Here is a 20,215-nt window from a genome sequence, read left to right as displayed (position 1 = left end):
CCCCCTACCGGTCGACCATCGCCATGCCCCGCTCGGTATAGCGCGGGCCGGAGATTTTTCCCGGCGCGAGCGCTTCGTTGAGCGCGGCCATCTCGGCGGCATCGAGTTTGATAGCGGCGCCGGCGACGTTCTCTTCCAGGTATTTTCTGCGCTTGGTGCCGGGGATCGGCACGATGTCGATGCCAAAGCCGTCGCCCTTCGCCAGCAGCCAGGCCAGCGCGACCTGGCCGGGCTTGACGCCGCGGGCAGCGGCGATGTCGCTCACCTTGGCGGCCGCCTCGACATTGGCGTCGTAGTTTTCGCCCTGGTAGCGCGGGTCGTTGCGGCGATAATCGCCGTCGGGATAGTCTTCCGCACGCTTGACCTGGCCGGTGAGAAACCCTCGGCCGAGCGGCGAGAACGGCACCAGGCCGATGCCGAGTTCGCCAAGCAGCGGGATGATCTCCGGCTCCAGATTGCGCTCCCACAGCGAATACTCACTCTGCAACGCCGACACCGGATGCACGGCATGCGCCCGGCGGATGTTGGCTGCACCCGCTTCCGACAGGCCGAAGAAGCGCACCTTGCCTTGCGCGACGAGTTCGCCGACGGCGCCCGCGACATCCTCCATCGGCACCGCCGGGTCGACGCGGTGCTGGTAGAGCAGGTCGATACGGTCGGTTCCGAGGCGGCCGAGCGAGGCTTCCACCGCCTCTCGAATGTGCTCGGGCCGGCTGTCGGTTCCGGTCTGCTTGCCGTTTTCGATGCGGAAGCCAAATTTCGTGGCGATCGTCACCTGGTCGCGCTTGCCCTTCAATGCCCGGCCGAGCAGGGCTTCGTTGTCGTAAGGGCCATAGACTTCGGCGGTGTCGAGGAAGGTGCAGCCGAGGTCGATGGCACGGTGCAGCGTGGCGATGGATTCGGCCTCGTCGGCCGGGCCATAGGACTGGCTCATGCCCATGCAGCCGAGGCCGATGGCCGAGACCTGCAGCCCCTGGCTGCCGAGCTTGCGTGTTTTCAGGGTCATGGCAGGCGTTCTCCGGAGGGGGCGCAGCGATTATAGCGTCAGCAGGTTCAATCGATACGCCTATTCGATCACGATGTGGCTATTCGATAAGGATGTGGCTATTCGATCAGGATGTGGGCTTCGCGCGCTGCTTCGACGAGCGCCGCCCTGGCGACGTCGGGGGCAACATCGCCGCTCGTCGCCCGCTGGCAGGCGCGCAGTGCGGACCGATGCTTCGGGCTGCCTGCGTCACGCCAATGTGTGGTGAGCAAATCAATGGCCTGCTGTGTGTTGGATAGATGATGGATGGAACCGGTGACGCCGACCGAAACCGCCACAGGTTTGGAGAACCATGCCGTTTGCATTGGAACCACCTCAATTGGGCTGAAGCAATAAACGCTTATGTCCGCTCAAGGTTTCGTCGCTACCAATCAATCTGGCGTGATAGATTGCCGATACCCCCAGCGGCATTGGGGCCCACATTGTCCGCGGGGCTCACATGTTCGAGGCGACGTCGCGGGTGGGCGGAGTTTTGGGTTTGTGGGCGGCGCGTTGCCGCGTCGCCTGGTGGGCAGGGCGGGGTTTGACCGTGTTCACGGTCGTGGGCGCCTGCGCCTTGCGGCGCTTGAGCCAGTTGGCTGACAGTTCGGCAAGGAGACTGCGCAAGTCTTTCACGACGTCCTCCTCTTGTAGGGCGACAAGGTAATTGCCGTCGCCCCAACTTGTTCCACCGCAAACTCCTTCCGCCAGAAATAAAAGTTCTTGCCGGCGAAAGCAGCCGGGCATCACCTGCCGATATAGGCGGCCAGTTCGTCCGGCGTCCCGTTCGGGAAGGCCTGTTTCAGAAAATCCAGGAACGCCGACACGCGCGGGCTGAGCAGCCGCCGGGAGGGGTAGAGCGTCCAAAGAGCGATCTCAGGGGCGTCGATGTCCCCCCAATTCACCAACGTGCCGTCAGCCAAATCGTGGGCCACCAACGAAATGGGAAGACGTGCCGCACCGACCCCCGCCCGCACCGCATCGCGCACCATAATGAGCGTTCCCAAAGCGAGGACCGGCTCGATTTTGATCGTCGACCGGCCACCCTCGGTCTTCACGTGCCATGTTTGCCGTTCGCCTTTCCCGCGCGCAACGGCAGGGGCCGGTCCACCGGTGCGAGGAAGGTGAGGGCTCGCCACGACGACCAGCCGGTCGCGGAGAAACGCCCGTCCGACCAAGCTTTCGTCGGGATCCGGGTTGACCCGGATTACCAGGTCGTAGCCTTCCTCGATCATGTCCACAGCCCGGTCCTCCGTCGTGACCTCCAGCCTCACCTCCGGAAATTTGAGGGCAAATCCCGCGGCGATCCTCCCCATCGCGGTCTGAGAAAAAAGCAGGGGCGCGCTGATCCGCAGTCTTCCCTTGGGTCTTTGACCGCCCGAGGCGATCGCCGCGGCCGTCTCGTCCAGTTCGGCAAGCAACGCCCCCGTCCGCTCGAAAAGCGCCCGTCCTTCCTCGGTCAGCTTCAGATTACGCGCACCCCGTTCAAACAGGCGCAGGTCAAGGCTGCTCTCCAAGTCTCCAACGCGCCGCGACAGGGTTGCCTTGGGCCGGCCGGTGGCCCGTGCCGCCTTGCCGAAACCGCCATGGCGGGCAACGAGGTTGAAATCGGTGAGGGCCAGAATATCCATAGGTGTTCCACCAGTGAGACGGTGCGTCTAAAATTTCGGTCTGTTTGAGTGTTTGTGAGCCACACATATTGGGCCTGTCAAGCAACCCAACAGGAGAAATTCCATGACCATCCTCGTTACCGGCGCCACAGGCAATGTTGGCCGCCAAGTCGTCGAGCACCTCGTCAAGCGCGGCGCCGACGTCCGTGCTCTCGTCCGCGATCCGTCGAAAGCCAGCTTCCCGGCGGGCGTATCGGTCGCGCAAGGCGACTTTCTCGATGTCGATTCACTGCGCAAGGCCATGTCCGGCGTTTCCACCCTGTTCCTCTTGAACGCCGTGGTGCCGGACGAATTCACCCAGGCTTTGGTCGCGCTGAACGTCGCCCGATCGGCGGGCATCGAGCGGATCGTCTATCTCTCGGTGATCCATGCCGACGTGTATGTGAACGTGCCGCATTTCGCCGGCAAGTTCGGCGTCGAGCGAATGATCGAGCAGATGGGCTTCCAGGCTACGATCCTGCGCCCGGCCTATTTCATCCAGAACGACCTGATGATCGAAGACGTCATCACCGGCTACGGCACCTACACAATGCCGATCGGCGCCAAAGGCCTCGCCATGGTCGATGTGCGTGATATCGCCGAGATCGCCGCTCTCGAGCTGCTGCGCCGCGAACGGTCCGCGGAGCCGCTTGCGCTCGAGCGGATCAACCTCGTCGGTCCGCAGACACTGACCGGGACGGATATCGCGGCCATCTGGTCCGACGTGCTCGCCCGGCCGATCAGCTACGGCGGCGACAACACCGAAGGTTTCGAGCAGAATCTCAAGCAGTTCCTGCCTGCCTGGATGGCCTACGACATGCGCTTGATGGGCGAACGGTTCCTGACCGACGGCATGCTGCCCGAGGCCGGCGACGTCGAGCGCCTGACCGCGCTTCTGGGCCGCCCTCCGCGTCCCTATCGCGACTTCGCCTCACAAATCGCCGGCTCTGCCTGACGGAACGGCTCCGGTCATCACCCGGTTCAGAAACAGCAGGGCGGCCTTTTGAGAAGGCCCCCTGTTCAGCCGGTACCGTCTTACTGCAGGGTGGCCGGACCAGGCCCGTCGCGTTGGGCGATCATCCGCCCGCCATCGTCGCCACCGAGACCATCCACGAACAGGCCAGCCACGCCGTCGAAATTGGTGAGCCCGTCGAATTCAATTGCGGCGCCAATCAGCTGGGCTGCCTGGAAGACAAGGTATTCGACGTCCTCGAGGGCGATGTTTTCGGCCAGGTTCCTGACCCTTACATGTTCCGCCACCGCCGTGATACTGACGATGCCGGTCTTCCTGAAGGCGATCTGGACCGCTGAACGGACGTCATCGCGCAGTCGCGCCGAGTAATCATACCGCATCGAAACCTCCCAAAGGGAACGGTTTTCTGTTCAGGTTGCACAATGCGGCAGAGGCTTCGTCTTGGCAAGTCACGAATTAAATAATATCTAAACAAATCAGCTAGTTAGCATAGTTATGCAAGTATGCGCCTTACGCCGAATACCATCAGGCTCATCATGCGCATGAGAAGCAGTTCACTCATCGCGAGGTCTTGACGCGCTAGGAGCGCTTTCCTAACTATTAGGTAAGCGAGTTGAATACTCATTCGAGGTATCGGGATCCTGAGCGAGGGAGCGCGATGACTGAACTGGAACGCCCGGAACGGTTGCAGATCATGCTGACGTCAGACGAGCTGGCTGCGCTGGAAAACTGGCGCTTCGACAAGCGTATGCCGAGCCGTTCGGCCGCGGTCAGGGAATTGCTGCGGCGCGGGCTTGCCTCGGACGGCTTCCTGACGGCGGAGCAAGGGGCGAAGTCGCAAGACTTCGGCATCCTGCCAACCGCCGGCGGCAACGGCATTTCCGAAAGCGGCAAGGAGTAGCGGGTCACCGCGCGTGAGCCGCTCCAGTCCTTTCAGGCTGCCGGTCGCCGCAACGCGGTGCCGGCCGGCCCAGCGGACCATAACTCTCGATTCAGAGGATGTTGGTCGTCACTTCGACGACGATCGCGGCACCTTCCAGGCTGCCATTGGTGACGTGCACGACACGCGATACCCGCAGATCCTGCGTGGTTCCATCGATCGACAGCGCAACGCTTTCGCCGATCCGCGGAACCGCCTGAAAAACCGCGTCCGTGGCCTCCGGCCGGTTGTCGATCGATATGCGGCAGTTGACGGTCATGAGATGTCTCCTGTGTCGGCCCGGTGGTCAACGCGGGGTCCGCGAAATGGTTTCAGGAGCCGGATGCAACTTGACGGCGCCCAGATCCGTAAAACACTAATTGCTCCATTGTTCATCGTAACGGAGCAACAGGGCCCGCTGGGGGCGTTGGGGCTGCCCCGGCGAGCTTGATCCGCCTTGCCAGGGGCGTGGCATCACCGGGGTATGGAGACGAGTTTCGGCGCCCGCAATTCCCCGGCCATCCTTGCCGCCTGGAAAATTGTCATCAAAACCAGGATGGGCTCACCCTCGGTCGGGTTGATGGTCAGCACGACGCGGCCAAGCTCGTCGCTCATGCCGCAAGACCAGTCCTTGACGGCTATCACCTTTCTCGCGGCCATATGCCGTTCTCCTGCACGGGAGGTTCTCTGCCGGCTACGCCGTCTGGAGTTGGTCGACAGAACCTTCGCCTGACATTGCAAGCAGCCGAAATGCGGCAAATGCGGCCAATATCATGAAAACCGCCGTGACGTTCAGGGACATCGTCGACGCAAGGACGCCCCCGTCAAAGCAACTCAGTTCCATGCGCTGTACCCCTTCAAGCCACTGACGGCCTGGATGATGATCCTGCTTCGAGTGAAATACAAGCGCGCGCTAATGTGCTGAAGCTGGCTGGCCAGTCTGCGCGCGGCTTCGAACCAGCCAAGCGCTTGGTTGCTGGTTCCCGCTCAAGGGCTCGAACCTCGATTCACGCCTTCAAAGGGCGCTGTCCTACCATTAGACGAAGCGGGAAAATGCACGTTGCGCCCCACCCCTAGCCGGTTCGCGCGCCGGGATCAACGCACTGCGGCGGCAAAGCCGATTGGAAGCGCGGTGTCAGTCCGGAAAGTTGGTGACAGGTTCCTCGCAGCGGTAGACCGGGCAGCTGCCGTCACGGGTCGGGACATAGGCCGACATCGGCACCTCCGGCCAGTCGCATTCGTTGCCGAACTGCCTGACATAGCGGTCATAGGTGTTGGGGCCTGTGGTCAGCACCACGGCATGGCGGCTTTGGAGCAGTTGCCGGAGCTGGTCGCAACTCATCGTGCGGGTGTCGGGCCTGGCTTCGGCGAGGCCGGTCGCGGCCAGCAGGATCGCTGCCGTCAAGGCAATTCGGCGCATTGGCATGGCTGTTCCTCGAATGGACATATCGGCCGAAACTCGCATCCCGCCGGGTGGTTCCGCAACCGCCGGCTCGCCGTCTGTGGCAGCGCAACCAAATGGTCCGTCGTGCATTGCTGGGGATGGATGGCAGGAAGCCCTACAAAACTCCGCAATGGCGGCCCGGAAGCGGGGATCGCGAGGCCATGTGCTGTTCCTTCTGCGGCGGACGCGACCACAGCTACGAGGACTGTCCGCAAAGGAATCCCGACGCCGATGCAGTGCCCGTTGCGCCGCCCAACGACGCTGGCTCCGAAAAAGCAGGCCGATAAGACGGACAGGGCGAAGCGGTCACCGAGCTTACAGCAGCTCGACTGGATCGGCATCTACGGCCGCAGAGGCATTGCCGAGATGGAGGGCCGGGCATTATCGTGACATGCGTGTCCGCGACCGCAAATGCGGAATGTTGCGCACCGACTGCAACCAAAATGCCCGGTCAGGCATTTCTGGCACGAGGGAAATCCTCACGCATGCCCGGACGCTGGCGGGAGGCGGCAAGGTGGGGCCACGACGGGGCAATGACAGAATTGGCAAGCGTCGATAGCCTGCTCGAAATCACTGCCCACGCTCGGCTGGCGGCGATTGTCGATTCGTCCTTCGACGCCATCGTCAGCAAGGACCTGAACAGCATCATCACCAGTTGGAACGCGGCGGCGCAACGCATGTTCGGCTACACCGCCGAAGAGGCCGTCGGCCGCTCCGTGCTCATGCTCATCCCCGATCATCTCAAGGATGAAGAGACCGACATCATCAGCCGGGTTCGCAAGGGCGAACTCCTGGCCAGCTATGAGACTATCCGCCGGCGCAAGGATGGCGGCCTCATCGCCGTGTCGCTGACCATTTCGCCGATCAGGAATGCGTCCGGCGAGATCATCGGCGCATCGAAGATCGCCCGCGACATCACCGCCAGCAAGGAGAGCGAGCGTCGGATCAGGCTTTTGCTCCGCGAGGTGAACCATCGCGTCAAGAACCAGTTCGCGGTGATACTCTCGATGATCCGGGAGACCAGCAAACGCTCGACCGATCCGCGCGAGTTCGAGGAGATGATCCGTTCCCGCATCATGGCGCTGTCGCGGTCGCACGATCTGCTGGTGAACTCGGAATGGGCCGGCGCCAGCCTCTTCGACCTTGCCCAGGAGCAGCTCAAGCCGTTCGGCCACGAGGCGCGGGTATCGCTTTCCGGACCGCTTTTGACCCTGCAGCCGAATGCCGTGCAAAATCTCGGCATGGCGTTCCATGAACTCGGCACCAACTCTTCCAAATATGGCGCGCTGGCGAGCGAGGCCGGGCGGCTGGAGATCACCTGGCGGATCGTCGAAGGCGCTTCGGACAAGCTGGAAATCCATCTGCTCTGGGACGAGACGATGCCGGTGCGTGAGGGAGAGCGGCCCGGGGGGCGGCAAGACGAAAGCACGCGCAAGGGTTTCGGCACCGTCGTCCTGCAACGGGTCGCGCCGCAATCGCTGAACGGCTTGGCGGTGCTGGATCGCAGCCCGGGCCATCTCAGCTGGTCGCTGACGGCGCCGCTGGATTCGATCATCGTTCCGCAGTTGGGCGCCGACCTGCCTGAAACCGAAACGTCCTGAGCGCTTGAGGGTCGGGCTCTTGGCGGCCGCCAATTAAGCGCGGGGTTTGCCGTCGCGAGATGTGTTCGCGTTTTCGCTATCGACCTTTGCCCGCCATTGCTTGGCGAGATCACGACGGCGTCCCGGATAGCGGTCGATCTGTAGTTTCGCCCGGCCAACCCGATCCATGCGAAACAGCCGGAAGTCTTGCCGCAACTCGCACCAGCTGGCGATAAAGCGCTTTGTTTCGACGAAGCCGAGCACGATCGGCCAGATGATCCGTTCGGTCTCGGGCCCCTTCGGGTCATGATAGGTTATCAGCAGCTTGCGTTGCTCGCGCATCGCCTGGCGCACCATTTGCATATCGATCTCGTTTGCATGGTCTGGCGCGCGGCCGACATGGAAGGCGTTCTCATTCAGGATTGGGCGGAGCTCGACAGGGAGCACCGCGCCGATCTTGCCAAGCAAGTTTTCCGCGGCGCGCGCCAGTCCCGCATCTGTCTGCCGGCTCACCCATTGCGCCCCCAGCGTGAGCGCGTGCATTTCCTCCTCTGAGAACATCAGTGGGGGCAAAAGGAAGCCGGGCTTCAAAATGTAACCGAAGCCCGGCTCACCTTCGATTTGAGCGCCCAAAGCCTGCAAGGCGGCAATGTCGCGATAGATGGTCCGCAAAGAAACCCCGGCTTCGCGCGCAAGCTCCGTGCCCGGCACCGGGCGTTGGTGCCGTCGCAACATCTGCATAAGCTCGAAAAGCCGGTTGCTCTTGGACATGGAACTATCCTAGCACAGCTGGTGCCAAAATTTGGCAGCGAGCTGTCAGGCCATGGATACCAAGGCTTTTCCGCCCAGTTTGCGGCCTCCTTCAAGGGCGATCACCAAGGGGATCGCGTCCTGAAGCCGAACAATCTCGGCAACCGGCAGCTTGAGTTGCGCTTCCCCTGCGGCCCGGGCAAGGCCATCCAGGATGTCGGCCCCCGGTGTGCATATGATCGGCTTCAGCTGCCGCGTGAAAAGGGCACGGATGAACTTGGGCAGCGTCGGCTTGATGTCTAGATATATGCCATCCTTGCGCAGCAAACCGAGGCCCACGGCCACCGTCATGATGCCAGCGGTGTCGTAAACGACGTCGTAGCGGGCGCCGAGCTTGGACAGATCAATCGTGCGATAGTCGAATACTTTTTGCATGCCGAGGTCGACAGCCCTTTGCATCGCTTGCGCGCTGCAACTGCCCGACACCGTGGCGCCGAGCATACGGGCGATTTGAACCGCCGATTCACCGACGGCGCCGCAGCACCCGTTGATGAAGACCTGCTGCCCGCCCTTCAGGCGCGCCTTGTCGACGAGGCCATTCCAGGCTGTGATGCCGGGGGTGGCAAGACACGCCGCCTCCTCGAAAGAGATGGAGTTCGGCTTCTTGGCAATGAAGGTTTCCGGCACGATCACGGCTTCGCCGAGTGCGCCACCATCCTTGATTGGGGCGAGGCCAAACACGGCATCACCAACCTTGACGCGCGAAACGCCGGGACCAATGGCGGTGACGGTCCCTGAAAAGTCGCTGCCCAGGGCGCGCGGGAAGGTTTTCCCCGTCACCATCTTCAGCGCACCGTTGCGCACTTTCCAATCGATGGGATTGATGGCCGCGAAGCTGACCCTGACAGCAACCTCACCCTTTCCGGGGGTGCGAAGCTCGAAATCCCTGAGCTTCATCAATTCCGGGCCGCCGTAGCGGTCATACTGGATGCGTCTCATAGCAGGGCTCGGTGTGGAGGCGACCACCTCGGCCAAGGTGCCTAGCCGTTGTGTCGTAGGGGCAATGATAGTCATTGGGGGACTTCTTTCTGCCGGCGCGGCTCAGTGCGGTTGAACCGTTTTCATGTACTCGGCGAAGGGCGTGCCATCGTAAATCACGGTCGTCGATGCGATCTTGCCGTGCTTGACGATGATGTGCTCGGCCACGATCGCGTTCGGAACCGAATAGGTTTCCGCATCGTAGACAATGACGGCGTGCTCATCGTCGCCGAAGGCTGCGAGCAGGGTCAGCTTCTTGATCATCTTGGCGAAGCCTTCCTGAAAGCCACGGAATGCTTGCACGCCCTGAAGCTCGCCCACCGGAGAAATACAGGCCACGTCTTCGGCAGAAATAGAGACGATATTGCCGGCGTCCTTGTTTGCCATCGCTTCGAAATAGGCCTGCGCGATCGCCAGAGCCTTGCCGTTTGTTCCAGTCATCGTTCGTTCCTTTTGTTCGGTGTTGATGGCCAGCATATAGAGCAAGGCAGTGACAGATTTTGTCAGCATGATGCACGCAGCTTGGAATTGGCCCAAAGGCGAGGCCAACAGGCGAGGCGAGAGTGACGAGACCCGGCCACTCGACCCCGAACTACTTGCTGCACCTCTTTCAGCCGTCGAGAAGCCTGCCACGATCGTCGTGGCTCGGGCCACCTTGAAGACAATCCTGGGGGAACCGTGACCCGGCGGCCGCGTTGTTGGCGTCAGGCCTTCAGGGGACATCATGGAACAGCTCGTCGAGGAATTCGGCCATCCCACCTACACCTCGTTTCCGGTCATCGCGGCAAGGCTGTTGCTGGCGACGCTCTACGGCGCGGTCATCGGTTTCGAGCGCGAATGGCGTAACCGCCCGGCCGGGCTTCGCACGCATATTCTCGTCTGCGTCGCCGCCGCCACCTTCGGCATCCTGACGATCGAGATCGTGCATGCGCCGATGTTCGCGCGGGAAGCCGTCAAGGTCGATCCAATCCGGGTGGTCGAGGCGGTGACCGCCGGCGTCGCCTTCCTCGCCGCCGGCTCGATCATGTTTTCGCGCGGCGAGGTGCATGGGCTGACGACCGGCGCCGGCATGTGGCTGGCGGGCGCGATCGGCGTAGCCTGCGGCCTTGGTCTTTGGCAGGTGGCCGGGTTCGGCACGCTGATCGTACTGGTCGTTGCCGGCTTCCTGCACCGGTTCGAACGCGGACCCGGCCTTGCCGCCGGTGATGAAGGCAGTCAGGCCAAGGTGCAGAAGGAGGCGGCCTCGACCCCATCAAAGGGAAGGCGAAGGTAATTCCGATCGCGGGGAGATGCCGTGACCGGTCTCACTGAAGAAGCCGGCCAGCAGATCGGCCGTCCGCGCCGGGTCCTCCTCGGGGAAGAAGTGTCCACCCGGCATCGCCTGGCCGCGCACGTCGTCAGCCCAGCCGCGCCACAGCGCCAGCGGCCCGCCTTCGCCGACATACCAATCCGCCAACGCGCCCTGACCGCTCCATAGCGCCAGCAGCGGGCAGCGGATGCGCCGGCCGGCTGCCTTGTCGGCATGGTCATGCTCGCGGTCGAGCGTGGCTGCCGCCCGATATTCCTCGCAGATGGCATGGGCGTGGGCAGGCGTACGCAGGGCCTCGACATAGGCCTGACGCACTTCGGCTGGAAACGCCGATGGCTGTGAGCCCCAGCCGTTGAGCGCATTGTCGACGATCGCCTCGGCGGCGCCGGACAGGATCTTTTCCGGCAATGGCTCGGGCTGCGCCAGCAGCGACCATGGCCAATAGCCCAGCGCCAGCCTGGCGTCGGCGCGGTCCCAGGCATCGGCGGTCGGCACGATGTCGAGGACGGCGAGCCTGTCGATGCTGCCCGGATGGTCGAGCGCCATGCGGTAGGCGACACGCCCGCCGCGATCATGGCCGGCGACCATGAAGCTGCTGAAACCCAGCTTCTCCATCAGCCTCACCAAATCGTCCGCCATGGCGCGCTTGGCATAGGGTGCATGGTCCGGAGTGGACGCCGGACAGGAGCTGCCGCCATAGCCGCGCAAATCGGCGCAGACGACGCTGAACCGGCTGGCCAGAGCGGGCGCGATGTCGCGCCACATCAGATGCGTCTGCGGAAAGCCGTGCAGCAACAGCAATGGCGGCCCGGTCCCGGCACGCAGGCAGAATATGCCGGCATCGCCGGTGTCGATTTCCGCGCCTTGAAAACCTTCGAACATGACCGCCTCCGGCACGCGCAACGGCCGGCGAACGGGTTTGGTTGCAATGCCGCCCGGCGACGCGGCCAACCTTTTTCGTCGACAGGCGTTGTCCCTGTGAAGGGAAGGTCGCCGCGGGCGACCGTGAAAGAAAGAAGGAGGCAGGGATGAGAACTCTCGCCATCATGCCATTCGGCCTTATGCTGGCGCTGGCAGTGCCGGCCGCAGCCCAGCAGCAGAACGACAGCCAGGCGCCGCAGGCCGACAAATGCAGGGCTCAGACCGGGCAAGAGGCAAAACAGCAGCCTGAAAAGCAAGCCGATGACGGCAATTTGACCGCGAAGCTCAACGACTGCGGCGGCGTGCTGAAACCGCCCCCGACGGGAGACCAGGGCATGGCGGCGCCGGCCCCCGACGAAGGCAAGACGCCGGTGATCAAGCCGGGTGAAGTTCCACCCCAGCCGCCGAAGCAATAAACGCCGGCTCACTGGTATTATCGCACAAGCTAATGGAACCTCGTTTTCTCGGGAGCGTTTTCTCACGACTTGGAATTTGGAGAGATTATCGTGAGAGATATTGCAGCCACAGCCACGTTGCTTGCGTCGATCGCCATCGTGATTGCATTGATTCTTCTGGTGCCGAAGAGCTTTGGATTCGAAACCTCTCAGCCGATTGTCCAGGGCGAGCTTCCAACGAAATGACAAAGCAGGCGAGGCACGACGTCTGCTTCCTTTGACACCTACCGCACCAAGACGCCGGCGTGGCTGCAGAGCGCTGCGAAGGCTTCCTGCGCCTCGGCGGCGCCTGTCTGGGTTTCCAATGCGGCTTCGACCTTTTCGCGCGCCGCCTGGTAGAACGGGCCGCGCTTGGCCTGCGGCCAGTCGATCAGGATTTCGCTGGCATCCCTGAGCGTGGCGACGTCGCGGATCGTGTCCGAGCCATGCGGCTTGATCCGCATCGGTGTGGGCAAAATGAGCTCGGACATGTCCTGTTTTCCAACTACTGCAGGAGTTTTGCTTCGCGCGCGGCGTCGATCACCGCCCGCATCGCTTTTTCCGGCGGCGTCCAGCCATCCAGCGCATCGCGGCAGCTGCGCAACGCCGCCCGGTAGCGCCGTCCCTGACCAGCCGGCCAGTCGCCGAGGCATTCCAGGCCTTCCCAGGCGCTGCGGACGATGCGCTCGCGCTCAGGCGCGAATTTCAGCCTGATGGGGCGGGGAAACATCTTGTCGTTCAACGGTCGTCTCCATGATTGCCGCAAGTCGCCGGGCGACATGCGTGAGAGGCGACCGGTAACGTCGGCGACAGGGCAGGGTTCCCTTGCCCGGAGATCAAATCTCTGCGTCGATGTCCGACAGCGATCTCGGCGTCGGCGCTTCGGCGTTGTACGTGGCTGGGCGGTCATGCTCGAACTGTTCGGCGCCTGGCAAAGCGTGCAGCCAGGTCTCGCGCCTGGAGGTCCACAATTCATATTCGGGCACGAGATCGGTCGGCGCGATGTCGAGGCTGCCGATTGCCACCTCGGCCTCGTTGTCGTCGACCCAGGCGACGCGGCCGCCGCATGTCGGGCAAAAGCTGCGCGTGCCATAGGAGCTGACGAGGCCGGTGGTCTCGAAGGCCTGGCGCGGCCAGATGGCAAAGGCCGAATAGACCGAACCGCCGGCCTTGCGGCAATCCTTGCAATGGCACAGGCCGACGCGCAGCGGCGCGCCGTGAACCTCGAACTGCACGCCGCCGCACAGGCAGCTGCCGGTCCTGCGTATGGTGTCGGACATGACAACCTCCCTCAATGCGTGGCGCTGCGGGCCGGGTGGGACAGATGCTCGTCTGCCGTTTCGTTGGCCAGGATGAGAAACCGGGAAAAAGACATCCTGTTCACCGTACCACCAGGCCCGGTTGACGCGGCCCGCAGCGTCTTCAACGCCGCCCAGGCGAAATGGTTTCGGCTAGCCGCGGGCCGCCATATGGGCGTCGAGCTTCTTGCGCGAGGGTCCGTAGCGCTTGATGATGGTCTGTGCCTCGCTTGGCGGAATGCCGTATTTGCGGGCAAAGGCGGCAACCTCGTAGGGCTCTTCGCCCGAGACCTGCTTGCGGTCCTGTTTCGTCTTCGACTTGTCGTCAGCCATCTCAGGCCTCGCTTTCTGTTGTCGGGGAAACGCGCAACCTTCGGCGCCCGCGATCAACACGACATAACACAGATCGGCGCCGCCGGTTCCACCAGGCGACACGGCCAGGCTGCAACCGGCCTGTATCAGGCCGATGGCCGCATCGGGTCGGCGTCGGCAGCGTGGTCGCCGTCACATTCGGAGCATGCCGCGCTGAGGCCGGGGCAGCCGCGCCGGTGGGTGCCGGCAGGGCAACAATGGCCGTTGGAACTCGTCCAGCGCGGACATTGGAAGACCTGGCCAGCGCCGCCGCAGCCGCTGCATTCCAGCGTCGCCGACCCCACGCCACGAGGTATCGCCCCAAACCTGACGCTTGTTCGCAAATTTCAGCCCACCCAAAATTGCTGCACCGGCACACCGCTGCATTAGCCCCGGCTAACAATATCACATTCGTGATTACCAACAAGTTTCAATCGCGAGATGCGCCGGAAAGCCGTTCGGGCCGGCGTGTCGTCAGGCCGGCTTCAGCCGCATCGCGGCGAGATACATGAGCGCCGAGGCGGCCTGCCCGCGGTCCCAGCCGGCAGCCTCGACCTTGCGGAGCAGGGCGTCCAGATGCGGAGCCAGCATATCCCTGCATTCCTGTTCGTAGGCGGTGCTCATCGCCGGATGCCGCGGTGCGCCGATGGCCAATGCCTTGGCCATGTCCGTTTCCCCCTTTGAGCGAGCAACGCTATACCGTCGGCCGGCAAACCGAAGATCGCTCCTTGCCGTCGGTGTGAGGCTTCGAAGCCTGCTTCGACCCGCGGCAAGCGCCCTGTCGAGAAAAATTGGCCTGGCGTGTCGGATCTGGCGCCAGTCGCGCGTCCTAGGGGCGAGCAACCTGCAAAGCTGGAGAACGAGCATGTCGTCGCAAATCACTCAATCGCCGTGGCAGACCGCGGCCCTTCTCATCGCCCGGCTGATTTTCGCCGGCGTCTTCCTGATGGCGGTGACGTTCAAATTCATGGGCATGGCGGCCACCGCCGGCTATATCGCCGCCGCCGGCTTTCCGTTTCCGCTGTTCCTGGCCTGGTGCGCGGCGATCCTGGAAGTCGCGCTGGTGCTGTGCTTCCTGACCGGCGCCTTCTTCACGCAGGCGGCCCTTGTCGCCGCCGCCTATGTGCTGTTCCTGGCCCTTGCCTTCCACGGACCCAGCCACTGGGCCGGCAACCAGGCCGAGTTCGGCTTCTTCATCGACCATTTTTCGTTCCTGGCCGGACTGCTGTTTGCGGCGGTGCATGGACCGGGCAAGGTGCTTTCGCTCAATTTGGGATGGCCGGGCAGGGCTTGAGGCGAGGCCGGTCGGCCCCCGCGCGAAGGACGCGCGCCGGGCCCGGCACCGCTCACAGTTGGTCGTTGTAGGGTTCCTTAATCTTGCCGACCATGCGGGCCAGCTTGGAGAAGGACGGCAGCTCCGCCTCCGGCTGGCACTGGTTGGCGAGTTCCAGCAGCCGGATCGGAAAGTTGACGGCGTCGCGGCTGGATGCGGACATACCTTCGGATCGTTCCTCGTTGGTTTCGCCGGCCTCGGTCTTGCGCAGGGCCAGGTCGATTTCCTCCGCCGTCAGCACCCCCTTTTGAACCAGGAGACGATTGATCGAGGCGACGGCCATCAACAGGCCTTCGAGTTGCAGGTTGGCGACATTCATGGCGATTGCTCCCGTGGCTGGGGTTGAAACGCACGAGCGGCATTTCCGCTCCAGAAAGGCTGCGGGCGAACGCCTATTCCTGCGTCAGCCGTTCGCCATATTCGCGCCACAGCGCCTTGACCTCCAGGTTGCCGAGGCTGCCGATCGAAACATCCCCACAGCAGGGTTTTACGCGCTTTGCCAGCGTCGCTCAGCGCGGGAGTTTCGACCAGACTAGGAATTTTTTCTCAGAAAGTGGTTGACGGGGTGAGTGCAGCTTCGCCTTCCAGACGCTGAACCCTGTGATCGGCACCGACGACATTGTGCTGTCGTTCTACCAGTCCGACGACACAGTCGGGGATATCCAGGCAGCCGCGCAAGGCATCATCGACCAGGCCCAGGCCGCTGCGGACGTAGCGACGGGCGCCATGACAACCGTGCTCGATCCGCAATTCGCGACCAAGGCGACGGCGGAGGCATACTCGCCGGCGGTTGCGCCCCATTACGTCAGGACTGCCGGCTATTCGCAAGTCGGCGACGGTCAGGCTCTCTACAAGAAGAACGGCACCACGTTGGCTGGCGGGGGCGGTCTGGCGATCACGCTGCAAGGCGGAGCGAGAGCCGGCTTCGACATCATCAACGCACCGAGGTCGAAGGAGATCAACATTCGCGCGGCGGGCGCCGACACGGCAGCCGGCGACAACAGGACCGCGATCGTCAACGCCATTGCTGCCGCCGGGCAGGGCAGGCTGATCATCCCGGCTGGCGCATTTTCGCTTGCCGGCAATATCGACATTCCGCAGGGGCTGACGGTCGAGTTTGACGACAAGGCGCTTCTACAGCGCACCGAGGACGTCACGCACCTATTCAACCTGAAGGGCGACAACCGCATCATCGCTCCAAAGGTCAACGGCGCCTGGAATCATGTCGCGGCTCCGAACGGCTTTGGCGTCTTCAACATCAGCGGCATTTCAGGCGTCATGATCGAGCATAGCACGCTCACCGGTACGCAAGGCGATCACTACCGCATTGCCGATTCCAACTGGGTCTACATCGACGACGCCAGGGGCGACACGGCGCGCAACATCGTTACCATCAACGACGAGGTTTCCGGCACAAGTCACGTCTTTGTCCGTCGTGCTCGCGTGAGCGCCTATTTGAACGGCTTCGATGCGGAGAGCGATGACGACTGGCCAGTGAGCGATATCGAGGTGGATATCGACTGGACGCAGCTGGGCAGCGTCCAGCTTGGCGCGGCCGTCGCCTTCACCCGCAACGCAGCGCCCGCCGGATCAGTGTTGAAGTACAAACGCCTTCGCATCAGTGCCAAGTCCAGGGATGGCCTTTATGGTCTGGTGCTGCGAGGGGCCAAGGATATCGAGGTGCGCAGCCTGGTGACGGAAGGCGTGCAGCAAGGCATTCGCGCCGGCACCGGTCATCATATCGAAGATCTTCGCCTGCTGTCGTTCGACATCCAGGCGACGCATCAGGGGATCTATATCGAAACCCCGGCCGGGCAACAGATCTCGCGTGGCGTCAGGATTGGCGCCGGCCGCATCTTTGGGTTTACCCAGGCCGATGCCTACGGCGTCTTCAGCGCGGCGGATGAAACCATTGTGTCGGCCGACACGCTTGTCGACATGGGCGGCGCAGCGGCGTCCATCGGCGTTCGATTGAACGGCGACATGTCGCAAACCCATGCAGGCATCGCGGATGCGCGATCGTCCTATGTCGCCTTGTCGACACTATCGGGCGAACGGCAGAGGGCGACGGGTGGCCTTTTCAAGGCGACGACCGGCAGTGTCGTCAACGATGTGAAAATCAGCGGATCCTCGCCAAACGTCGAGGTGCGGGGCAACATCTACTCCGGCACGGCGACGGGAAAGCCAACCGATGACGGATCGCACATTGCGCTGATTGAAGGAAACCGGGGCGGCGATCTTTTCAAGGGCTATAAATCGACGCCGGACGCAACGCCCGTTCTTATGGTCTTCGAAGCCGGAAACAGCTTTGTTCCGATCAGGCCCGGGCAAGGCGCGAAGTTCACCGCCGATGTCGCTGCCCGCCGCACGGATGGTTCAGCGTCGACCAGCGCCGGCTATGTGTTCGCCGGTGTGATCCGCAACACAGGCGGAACCCTGGCGGTCGAAGGTGCGATCACCAAAACGGTGATCGGCGAATATGCGACTGACGCCGCTTCACTCGACGCCTCCGTCGCCGTGGGGGCTTCCGGAATTGAGGTGACCGTTACCGGCGTCGCGGCAAAGACCTATGGCTGGAACGCCGTTGTGCGGATTCAGGAGGTTTGATTTTGCGGAGAGGTTCGACGCCGCTGCGCCATCACAATCGCCACTGATGTCATCAGCCGGCTGATCGGCAGGCCCAAGCGTTCGGGCGCCTGCCTGGCGAGGACCGCCAACATTGTGCTCTACGGTCTTCAGGCCATCGAGCGAGTGGTGGCGAACGTGGGTGACCGCGTCCTAGTCAAGAGCTGGGCCGACAAGGCGCAGAACGGCATCTATACGGCGGGGCGAAGGCCTATGGCGGCGCCCCTGCAAGCTCCGCTGGAGCATATCTGGACTCCGGTGATGTTGTGACTGTAAATTCAAATTCCGCTGGCACAAGCAAGGCTTGATGCAAGCAATCTGTCGGATCGAGACCGCCGATTAGGGCGGTGGCGCATTTCGCGATCACCGCGAACAAGAGCCATACCTACCGCGGCCGCGTGGCCCTTGTCGTCAGTTTTACTTGGCGAGTGTCAGCACTTTGCATTTCACATGACAATAACGAATCTATATGGCACGTCTTGTTGAGAATCAAAGAGGCATTCGAATGCGGCCTTTTCGCCGACCCTGGTTGCCAACCTTGCTCTTTCTGGCCCCGGTGCTCTTCTTCGCGGCTTCTAAAACAGATTACGCGAACTATGCCTCGTATGCTTTGGAAGGTGATATCGTCGCCTACTCGAGAGATTTCGCATATGCGACAAGGGCAACTTTCTTAGTCTATATGACGGCTGTAGCGCATGAGCCTGTGTTCATAGCCATGCATTGGATTTATGCCAATCTGGGATTTTCGATCTCTGATAGCATGCTAGCCAACAGCATGATCATGATCTCAGCCTACTATTTTTACTCGGTCAGGCAAAGCGATAGTCTTATCCTTGGTGTCATGTCGACTCTCTGCCTGATCATGCTGCCATGGTTCGAACAGTTGGGTCAAAACACGTTGCGGCAGGGCTTTTCGCTCATCTTCATTCTGGTATTCTTTCTCGCGTTGAACGGCGGCAAGAGGTACTGGGCGATTTTATTTGGCATATTGGCAATAGGTAGTCACTATAGCGCTGCTCTGTTTGTTTCGGTATATGTCTTGGCGGATTTCGTTCCACGTTCAGAAAAGCTGATCGTTGGCGTGGTTGCAATTATTTTCGCCGGATACATTACAAATTCTGTATCATGGTTATCTAATATAATAATAACTCCTATTTTGTCGAGTGCAGGAATATATAGCAAGTACTCAACTGATATGTTTTTGAGCTATCAGGTTGGGTTCAAGGTTCTATTTTTTGCCTACTCTCTAATTCAATGCGTAGCATGCGTATTTCTGATCAGGAATGCCGCAAAGAAGTCGGACGAACGCTTAGGAAAATTCTGTATCCTCATGACCGTTATATATATGTTGGCGAGCGGTCTGCCCTACTACAATCGGGTCGCCATGATGCCGATGCTTTTGCTTCCGGTGGTGCTCGTGACGCTGTATGCTCGCCTAATTGCTCCGCGCCGTCTTTATCGGCACACCAATTCGCGAGCTGAAACTCACTCGTCCAGTCGCTTGCTAGGAACGTGACTCATTTCTACGGCTTGCTTGTGGTTCACGCCCGCCACCTGCTTTGGATTTTCCTCGATCACCGAATGGCATCTGGTTCGGGAGGTTGGAGCGGCAGATAGTCCCGGCCGCGGGCGTTTAATACGTGCTAGAAGTGATCGTTGCCATCTATCGCAGCGCTATTCGCAAAGAGCTGCCGGCCTAATTTGCGCCGGAAGCGAAGAAGACGAGGCTCATCGGCGTCTTTTGCCCCAAGCATAAGCCCGTGTGTCTGATGCCACGAGCCGACGCATACCATATTGCCCATTTGTCTCGATCTGCTCAATCGCTTTCACGACGCCGTCAAACTGCCCTGGTGTGACGTCGTCGAAAACGATCACGTCTCCCGCTTGTTGCAGCTCAGAAACCGCCCGATTCGAGTAAGACATTTTTCGTTGTGTGCTGCGCGTCGATGAAGGCGAAATGGATTCTGTTCACTCCGACTTTCGGCAATTGGACAAGGGGATCGCCCTGAAGGAACACGATCCGATCTGACAAGGATTGCCACGGTTGGAGGAGTTCCGCGCGCGACTTGCGCCCGTCGTGATCATCGATGCAGTTCCAGTAGAACCGATGGTTATGCGACAGCACGTCCAGAGTGATGACGTGGCCGGCAGCGCCAGCGTCGTCCAAAGCCTTTGCCATGCAGAGTGATGAGAAACCGCGCTGTGCCGGTCTCGACAATGGTGGTGAACGGTCGTGGGTTACTCGTAAGCTGCGTCGTAAAATGCTGTAGAGCACTCGGCCGTGGGGTAAGCCAAGGTGCTCTTCTTGATGGTGATCTGCGTATGCAGGGCCGGATTGTCGAGCCATTCGCGGTCGATGGCAAAGCCGGTGTCGGCCTCCAGCCGGTCAATCTCCGGATACTCTACTCGCCGCGCTATCTCGAAAAGCCGCAAGTATTCTTTCTTGGAAGCTCGGATGCGAGAGCCAAGCGGGTCGTTGTTCCATCGTCGATCTATCGCTGACGCTAGACGCTCGAAGGCAAAACGTTGGACCGCGCCGACGTAGTTTCTCATCCCAGCACCCCTGA

At 61.7% G+C, this 20,215-nt stretch carries 29 protein-coding genes and 1 tRNA gene; 9 read left to right on the top strand and 21 right to left on the bottom strand.

Going from position 1 to position 20,215, the window contains the following annotated elements:
* Window positions 1–4: 4 nt before the first annotated feature.
* From LB519_RS21910 to LB519_RS21895, 4 genes are all read right to left on the bottom strand, one after another.
* Window positions 5–1,006 (bottom strand): aldo/keto reductase, encoded by a 1,002-nt coding sequence (locus tag LB519_RS21910; protein WP_127388351.1) that lies wholly within the window; start codon window positions 1,004–1,006, stop codon window positions 5–7.
* Between the two features lie 98 nt (window positions 1,007–1,104).
* Window positions 1,105–1,350, bottom strand: a complete 246-nt coding sequence (locus LB519_RS21905; protein WP_013530762.1) for a DUF982 domain-containing protein — start codon at window positions 1,348–1,350, stop codon at window positions 1,105–1,107.
* 130 nt (window positions 1,351–1,480) lie between these two features.
* Window positions 1,481–1,660 carry a hypothetical protein gene (locus tag LB519_RS21900; protein ID WP_024501614.1) on the bottom strand — a complete coding sequence of 60 codons (180 nt, stop codon included), beginning with the start codon at window positions 1,658–1,660 and terminating at the stop codon, window positions 1,481–1,483.
* A 110-nt stretch (window positions 1,661–1,770) separates the two neighbouring features.
* Window positions 1,771–2,655, bottom strand: a complete 885-nt coding sequence (locus LB519_RS21895; protein WP_013530764.1) for a LysR family transcriptional regulator — start codon at window positions 2,653–2,655, stop codon at window positions 1,771–1,773.
* Window positions 2,656–2,758: 103 nt separating this feature from the next.
* On the opposite strand from LB519_RS21895, the gene LB519_RS21890 reads away from it, so the two are divergent.
* Window positions 2,759–3,628 carry an SDR family oxidoreductase gene (locus tag LB519_RS21890; RefSeq protein ID WP_127369700.1) on the top strand — a complete coding sequence of 290 codons (870 nt, stop codon included), beginning with the start codon at window positions 2,759–2,761 and terminating at the stop codon, window positions 3,626–3,628.
* An 80-nt stretch (window positions 3,629–3,708) separates the two neighbouring features.
* Here LB519_RS21890 and LB519_RS21885 read toward each other — a convergent pair whose 3' ends face one another.
* Complete coding sequence (locus LB519_RS21885; protein ID WP_013530766.1) at window positions 3,709–4,026, bottom strand: hypothetical protein; 318 nt, start codon at window positions 4,024–4,026, stop codon at window positions 3,709–3,711.
* A 278-nt stretch (window positions 4,027–4,304) separates the two neighbouring features.
* On the opposite strand from LB519_RS21885, the gene LB519_RS21880 reads away from it, so the two are divergent.
* On the top strand, window positions 4,305–4,547 hold the full coding sequence (locus tag LB519_RS21880) for a hypothetical protein (protein ID WP_013530767.1): 243 nt from the start codon (window positions 4,305–4,307) through the stop codon (window positions 4,545–4,547).
* A gap of 91 nt (window positions 4,548–4,638) precedes the next feature.
* Here LB519_RS21880 and LB519_RS21875 read toward each other — a convergent pair whose 3' ends face one another.
* The 4 genes from LB519_RS21875 to LB519_RS21860 form a co-directional block, all read right to left on the bottom strand.
* Complete coding sequence (locus LB519_RS21875; protein WP_013530768.1) at window positions 4,639–4,845, bottom strand: hypothetical protein; 207 nt, start codon at window positions 4,843–4,845, stop codon at window positions 4,639–4,641.
* A 194-nt stretch (window positions 4,846–5,039) separates the two neighbouring features.
* Window positions 5,040–5,225 carry a hypothetical protein gene (locus tag LB519_RS21870; protein WP_013530769.1) on the bottom strand — a complete coding sequence of 62 codons (186 nt, stop codon included), beginning with the start codon at window positions 5,223–5,225 and terminating at the stop codon, window positions 5,040–5,042.
* 317 nt (window positions 5,226–5,542) lie between these two features.
* A tRNA-Gln gene (locus tag LB519_RS21865) sits at window positions 5,543–5,616 on the bottom strand.
* 84 nt (window positions 5,617–5,700) lie between these two features.
* Window positions 5,701–5,991 (bottom strand): hypothetical protein, encoded by a 291-nt coding sequence (locus LB519_RS21860; protein ID WP_013530770.1) that lies wholly within the window; start codon window positions 5,989–5,991, stop codon window positions 5,701–5,703.
* Between the two features lie 551 nt (window positions 5,992–6,542).
* On the opposite strand from LB519_RS21860, the gene LB519_RS21855 reads away from it, so the two are divergent.
* Window positions 6,543–7,610 (top strand): sensor histidine kinase, encoded by a 1,068-nt coding sequence (locus LB519_RS21855; protein ID WP_013530772.1) that lies wholly within the window; start codon window positions 6,543–6,545, stop codon window positions 7,608–7,610.
* Window positions 7,611–7,643: 33 nt separating this feature from the next.
* Here LB519_RS21855 and LB519_RS21850 read toward each other — a convergent pair whose 3' ends face one another.
* The 3 genes from LB519_RS21850 to LB519_RS21840 form a co-directional block, all read right to left on the bottom strand.
* Window positions 7,644–8,360 carry a helix-turn-helix transcriptional regulator gene (locus LB519_RS21850; protein WP_224621165.1) on the bottom strand — a complete coding sequence of 239 codons (717 nt, stop codon included), beginning with the start codon at window positions 8,358–8,360 and terminating at the stop codon, window positions 7,644–7,646.
* Window positions 8,361–8,405: 45 nt separating this feature from the next.
* A complete protein-coding gene (locus LB519_RS21845; RefSeq protein ID WP_224621163.1) occupies window positions 8,406–9,338 on the bottom strand; it encodes an NAD(P)-dependent alcohol dehydrogenase in 933 nt (310 codons plus the stop codon).
* A 102-nt stretch (window positions 9,339–9,440) separates the two neighbouring features.
* Window positions 9,441–10,103 (bottom strand): nuclear transport factor 2 family protein, encoded by a 663-nt coding sequence (locus tag LB519_RS21840; protein WP_224621162.1) that lies wholly within the window; start codon window positions 10,101–10,103, stop codon window positions 9,441–9,443.
* Between LB519_RS21840 and LB519_RS21835 the strand changes: the two genes are divergently transcribed.
* Entirely contained in the window at window positions 10,102–10,650 is a 549-nt protein-coding gene (locus LB519_RS21835; RefSeq protein WP_024501608.1) for an MgtC/SapB family protein, read from the top strand. The genes LB519_RS21840 and LB519_RS21835 overlap by 2 nt on opposite strands.
* Here LB519_RS21835 and LB519_RS21830 read toward each other — a convergent pair.
* Window positions 10,630–11,568 carry an alpha/beta fold hydrolase gene (locus LB519_RS21830; protein ID WP_224621161.1) on the bottom strand — a complete coding sequence of 313 codons (939 nt, stop codon included), beginning with the start codon at window positions 11,566–11,568 and terminating at the stop codon, window positions 10,630–10,632. The two genes, LB519_RS21835 and LB519_RS21830, sit on opposite strands and share 21 nt — an antisense overlap.
* Window positions 11,569–11,714: 146 nt before the next feature.
* On the opposite strand from LB519_RS21830, the gene LB519_RS21825 reads away from it, so the two are divergent.
* Together LB519_RS21825 and LB519_RS31255 are read left to right on the top strand one after the other, a co-directional pair.
* The gene (locus LB519_RS21825; protein ID WP_013530773.1) at window positions 11,715–12,023 is read left to right on the top strand and encodes a hypothetical protein; all 309 of its coding nucleotides are present in this window, start codon (window positions 11,715–11,717) and stop codon (window positions 12,021–12,023) included.
* A gap of 90 nt (window positions 12,024–12,113) precedes the next feature.
* Window positions 12,114–12,248, top strand: coding sequence for a hypothetical protein (locus LB519_RS31255; protein WP_263484935.1), 135 nt, complete (start codon window positions 12,114–12,116; stop codon window positions 12,246–12,248).
* Between the two features lie 38 nt (window positions 12,249–12,286).
* Here the strand turns inward: LB519_RS31255 and LB519_RS21820 are convergent, their stop codons facing one another.
* From LB519_RS21820 to LB519_RS21800, 5 genes are all read right to left on the bottom strand, one after another.
* Window positions 12,287–12,532, bottom strand: a complete 246-nt coding sequence (locus LB519_RS21820; protein WP_027160738.1) for a DUF982 domain-containing protein — start codon at window positions 12,530–12,532, stop codon at window positions 12,287–12,289.
* Between the two features lie 14 nt (window positions 12,533–12,546).
* Window positions 12,547–12,783, bottom strand: coding sequence for a DUF982 domain-containing protein (locus LB519_RS21815; RefSeq protein WP_013530775.1), 237 nt, complete (start codon window positions 12,781–12,783; stop codon window positions 12,547–12,549).
* Between the two features lie 94 nt (window positions 12,784–12,877).
* On the bottom strand, window positions 12,878–13,321 hold the full coding sequence (locus LB519_RS21810) for a GFA family protein (RefSeq protein WP_224621160.1): 444 nt from the start codon (window positions 13,319–13,321) through the stop codon (window positions 12,878–12,880).
* A gap of 171 nt (window positions 13,322–13,492) precedes the next feature.
* Window positions 13,493–13,672 carry a DUF3606 domain-containing protein gene (locus LB519_RS21805; protein ID WP_013530777.1) on the bottom strand — a complete coding sequence of 60 codons (180 nt, stop codon included), beginning with the start codon at window positions 13,670–13,672 and terminating at the stop codon, window positions 13,493–13,495.
* 492 nt (window positions 13,673–14,164) lie between these two features.
* Window positions 14,165–14,356: a hypothetical protein gene (locus LB519_RS21800; protein WP_224621159.1), complete on the bottom strand. Its 192-nt coding sequence runs from the start codon at window positions 14,354–14,356 to the stop codon at window positions 14,165–14,167.
* A 199-nt stretch (window positions 14,357–14,555) separates the two neighbouring features.
* Between LB519_RS21800 and LB519_RS21795 the strand changes: the two genes are divergently transcribed.
* Window positions 14,556–14,984, top strand: coding sequence for a DoxX family protein (locus LB519_RS21795; protein WP_063168563.1), 429 nt, complete (start codon window positions 14,556–14,558; stop codon window positions 14,982–14,984).
* 52 nt (window positions 14,985–15,036) lie between these two features.
* Here LB519_RS21795 and LB519_RS21790 read toward each other — a convergent pair whose 3' ends face one another.
* The gene (locus LB519_RS21790; RefSeq protein ID WP_013530780.1) at window positions 15,037–15,342 is read right to left on the bottom strand and encodes a hypothetical protein; all 306 of its coding nucleotides are present in this window, start codon (window positions 15,340–15,342) and stop codon (window positions 15,037–15,039) included.
* A 281-nt stretch (window positions 15,343–15,623) separates the two neighbouring features.
* Here LB519_RS21790 and LB519_RS21785 point away from each other — a divergent pair, with 281 nt between their 5' ends.
* Both LB519_RS21785 and LB519_RS21780 read left to right on the top strand, forming a co-directional pair.
* Complete coding sequence (locus LB519_RS21785) at window positions 15,624–17,630, top strand: hypothetical protein (protein WP_064993907.1); 2,007 nt, start codon at window positions 15,624–15,626, stop codon at window positions 17,628–17,630.
* Window positions 17,631–18,117: 487 nt separating this feature from the next.
* Window positions 18,118–19,164, top strand: coding sequence for an EpsG family protein (locus LB519_RS21780; RefSeq protein WP_224621158.1), 1,047 nt, complete (start codon window positions 18,118–18,120; stop codon window positions 19,162–19,164).
* 378 nt (window positions 19,165–19,542) lie between these two features.
* Here the strand turns inward: LB519_RS21780 and LB519_RS31445 are convergent, their stop codons facing one another.
* Both LB519_RS31445 and LB519_RS21770 read right to left on the bottom strand, forming a co-directional pair.
* Window positions 19,543–19,995, bottom strand: coding sequence for a class I SAM-dependent methyltransferase (locus LB519_RS31445; protein WP_348629600.1), 453 nt, complete (start codon window positions 19,993–19,995; stop codon window positions 19,543–19,545).
* Window positions 19,887–20,201 (bottom strand): hypothetical protein, encoded by a 315-nt coding sequence (locus LB519_RS21770; protein ID WP_064993904.1) that lies wholly within the window; start codon window positions 20,199–20,201, stop codon window positions 19,887–19,889. The genes LB519_RS31445 and LB519_RS21770 overlap by 109 nt, the downstream gene beginning before the upstream one ends.
* Between the last annotated feature and the right edge of the window lie 14 nt (window positions 20,202–20,215).

Source organism: Mesorhizobium sp. AD1-1 (assembly GCF_020164655.1).
Lineage (GTDB): Bacteria > Pseudomonadota > Alphaproteobacteria > Rhizobiales > Rhizobiaceae > Mesorhizobium > Mesorhizobium ciceri.
The sequence above is the reverse complement of the archived record's forward strand: the minus strand, read 5'-3'. Positions and strand labels throughout refer to the sequence as shown.

Excerpts from the sequence above, each read along its gene's own strand:
- LB519_RS21910 (WP_127388351.1), bottom strand. The coding sequence starts at position 1,006 with ATGACCCTGAAAACACGCAAGCTCGGCAGCCAGGGGCTGCAGGTCTCG.
- LB519_RS21905 (WP_013530762.1), bottom strand. The coding sequence starts at position 1,350 with ATGCAAACGGCATGGTTCTCCAAACCTGTGGCGGTTTCGGTCGGCGTC.
- LB519_RS21895 (WP_013530764.1), bottom strand. The coding sequence starts at position 2,655 with ATGGATATTCTGGCCCTCACCGATTTCAACCTCGTTGCCCGCCATGGC.
- LB519_RS21890 (WP_127369700.1), top strand. The coding sequence starts at position 2,759 with ATGACCATCCTCGTTACCGGCGCCACAGGCAATGTTGGCCGCCAAGTC.
- LB519_RS21885 (WP_013530766.1), bottom strand. The coding sequence starts at position 4,026 with ATGCGGTATGATTACTCGGCGCGACTGCGCGATGACGTCCGTTCAGCG.
- LB519_RS21880 (WP_013530767.1), top strand. The coding sequence starts at position 4,305 with ATGACTGAACTGGAACGCCCGGAACGGTTGCAGATCATGCTGACGTCA.
- LB519_RS21875 (WP_013530768.1), bottom strand. The coding sequence starts at position 4,845 with ATGACCGTCAACTGCCGCATATCGATCGACAACCGGCCGGAGGCCACG.
- LB519_RS21870 (WP_013530769.1), bottom strand. The coding sequence starts at position 5,225 with ATGGCCGCGAGAAAGGTGATAGCCGTCAAGGACTGGTCTTGCGGCATG.
- LB519_RS21860 (WP_013530770.1), bottom strand. The coding sequence starts at position 5,991 with ATGCCAATGCGCCGAATTGCCTTGACGGCAGCGATCCTGCTGGCCGCG.
- LB519_RS21855 (WP_013530772.1), top strand. The coding sequence starts at position 6,543 with ATGACAGAATTGGCAAGCGTCGATAGCCTGCTCGAAATCACTGCCCAC.
- LB519_RS21850 (WP_224621165.1), bottom strand. The coding sequence starts at position 8,360 with ATGTCCAAGAGCAACCGGCTTTTCGAGCTTATGCAGATGTTGCGACGG.
- LB519_RS21845 (WP_224621163.1), bottom strand. The coding sequence starts at position 9,338 with ATGAGACGCATCCAGTATGACCGCTACGGCGGCCCGGAATTGATGAAG.
- LB519_RS21835 (WP_024501608.1), top strand. The coding sequence starts at position 10,102 with ATGGAACAGCTCGTCGAGGAATTCGGCCATCCCACCTACACCTCGTTT.
- LB519_RS21840 (WP_224621162.1), bottom strand. The coding sequence starts at position 10,103 with ATGATGTCCCCTGAAGGCCTGACGCCAACAACGCGGCCGCCGGGTCAC.
- LB519_RS21830 (WP_224621161.1), bottom strand. The coding sequence starts at position 11,568 with ATGTTCGAAGGTTTTCAAGGCGCGGAAATCGACACCGGCGATGCCGGC.
- LB519_RS21825 (WP_013530773.1), top strand. The coding sequence starts at position 11,715 with ATGAGAACTCTCGCCATCATGCCATTCGGCCTTATGCTGGCGCTGGCA.
- LB519_RS21820 (WP_027160738.1), bottom strand. The coding sequence starts at position 12,532 with ATGTCCGAGCTCATTTTGCCCACACCGATGCGGATCAAGCCGCATGGC.
- LB519_RS21810 (WP_224621160.1), bottom strand. The coding sequence starts at position 13,321 with ATGTCCGACACCATACGCAGGACCGGCAGCTGCCTGTGCGGCGGCGTG.
- LB519_RS21805 (WP_013530777.1), bottom strand. The coding sequence starts at position 13,672 with ATGGCTGACGACAAGTCGAAGACGAAACAGGACCGCAAGCAGGTCTCG.
- LB519_RS21800 (WP_224621159.1), bottom strand. The coding sequence starts at position 14,356 with ATGGCCAAGGCATTGGCCATCGGCGCACCGCGGCATCCGGCGATGAGC.
- LB519_RS21795 (WP_063168563.1), top strand. The coding sequence starts at position 14,556 with ATGTCGTCGCAAATCACTCAATCGCCGTGGCAGACCGCGGCCCTTCTC.
- LB519_RS21790 (WP_013530780.1), bottom strand. The coding sequence starts at position 15,342 with ATGAATGTCGCCAACCTGCAACTCGAAGGCCTGTTGATGGCCGTCGCC.
- LB519_RS21780 (WP_224621158.1), top strand. The coding sequence starts at position 18,118 with ATGGCACGTCTTGTTGAGAATCAAAGAGGCATTCGAATGCGGCCTTTT.
- LB519_RS31445 (WP_348629600.1), bottom strand. The coding sequence starts at position 19,995 with ATGGCTCGACAATCCGGCCCTGCATACGCAGATCACCATCAAGAAGAG.
- LB519_RS21770 (WP_064993904.1), bottom strand. The coding sequence starts at position 20,201 with ATGAGAAACTACGTCGGCGCGGTCCAACGTTTTGCCTTCGAGCGTCTA.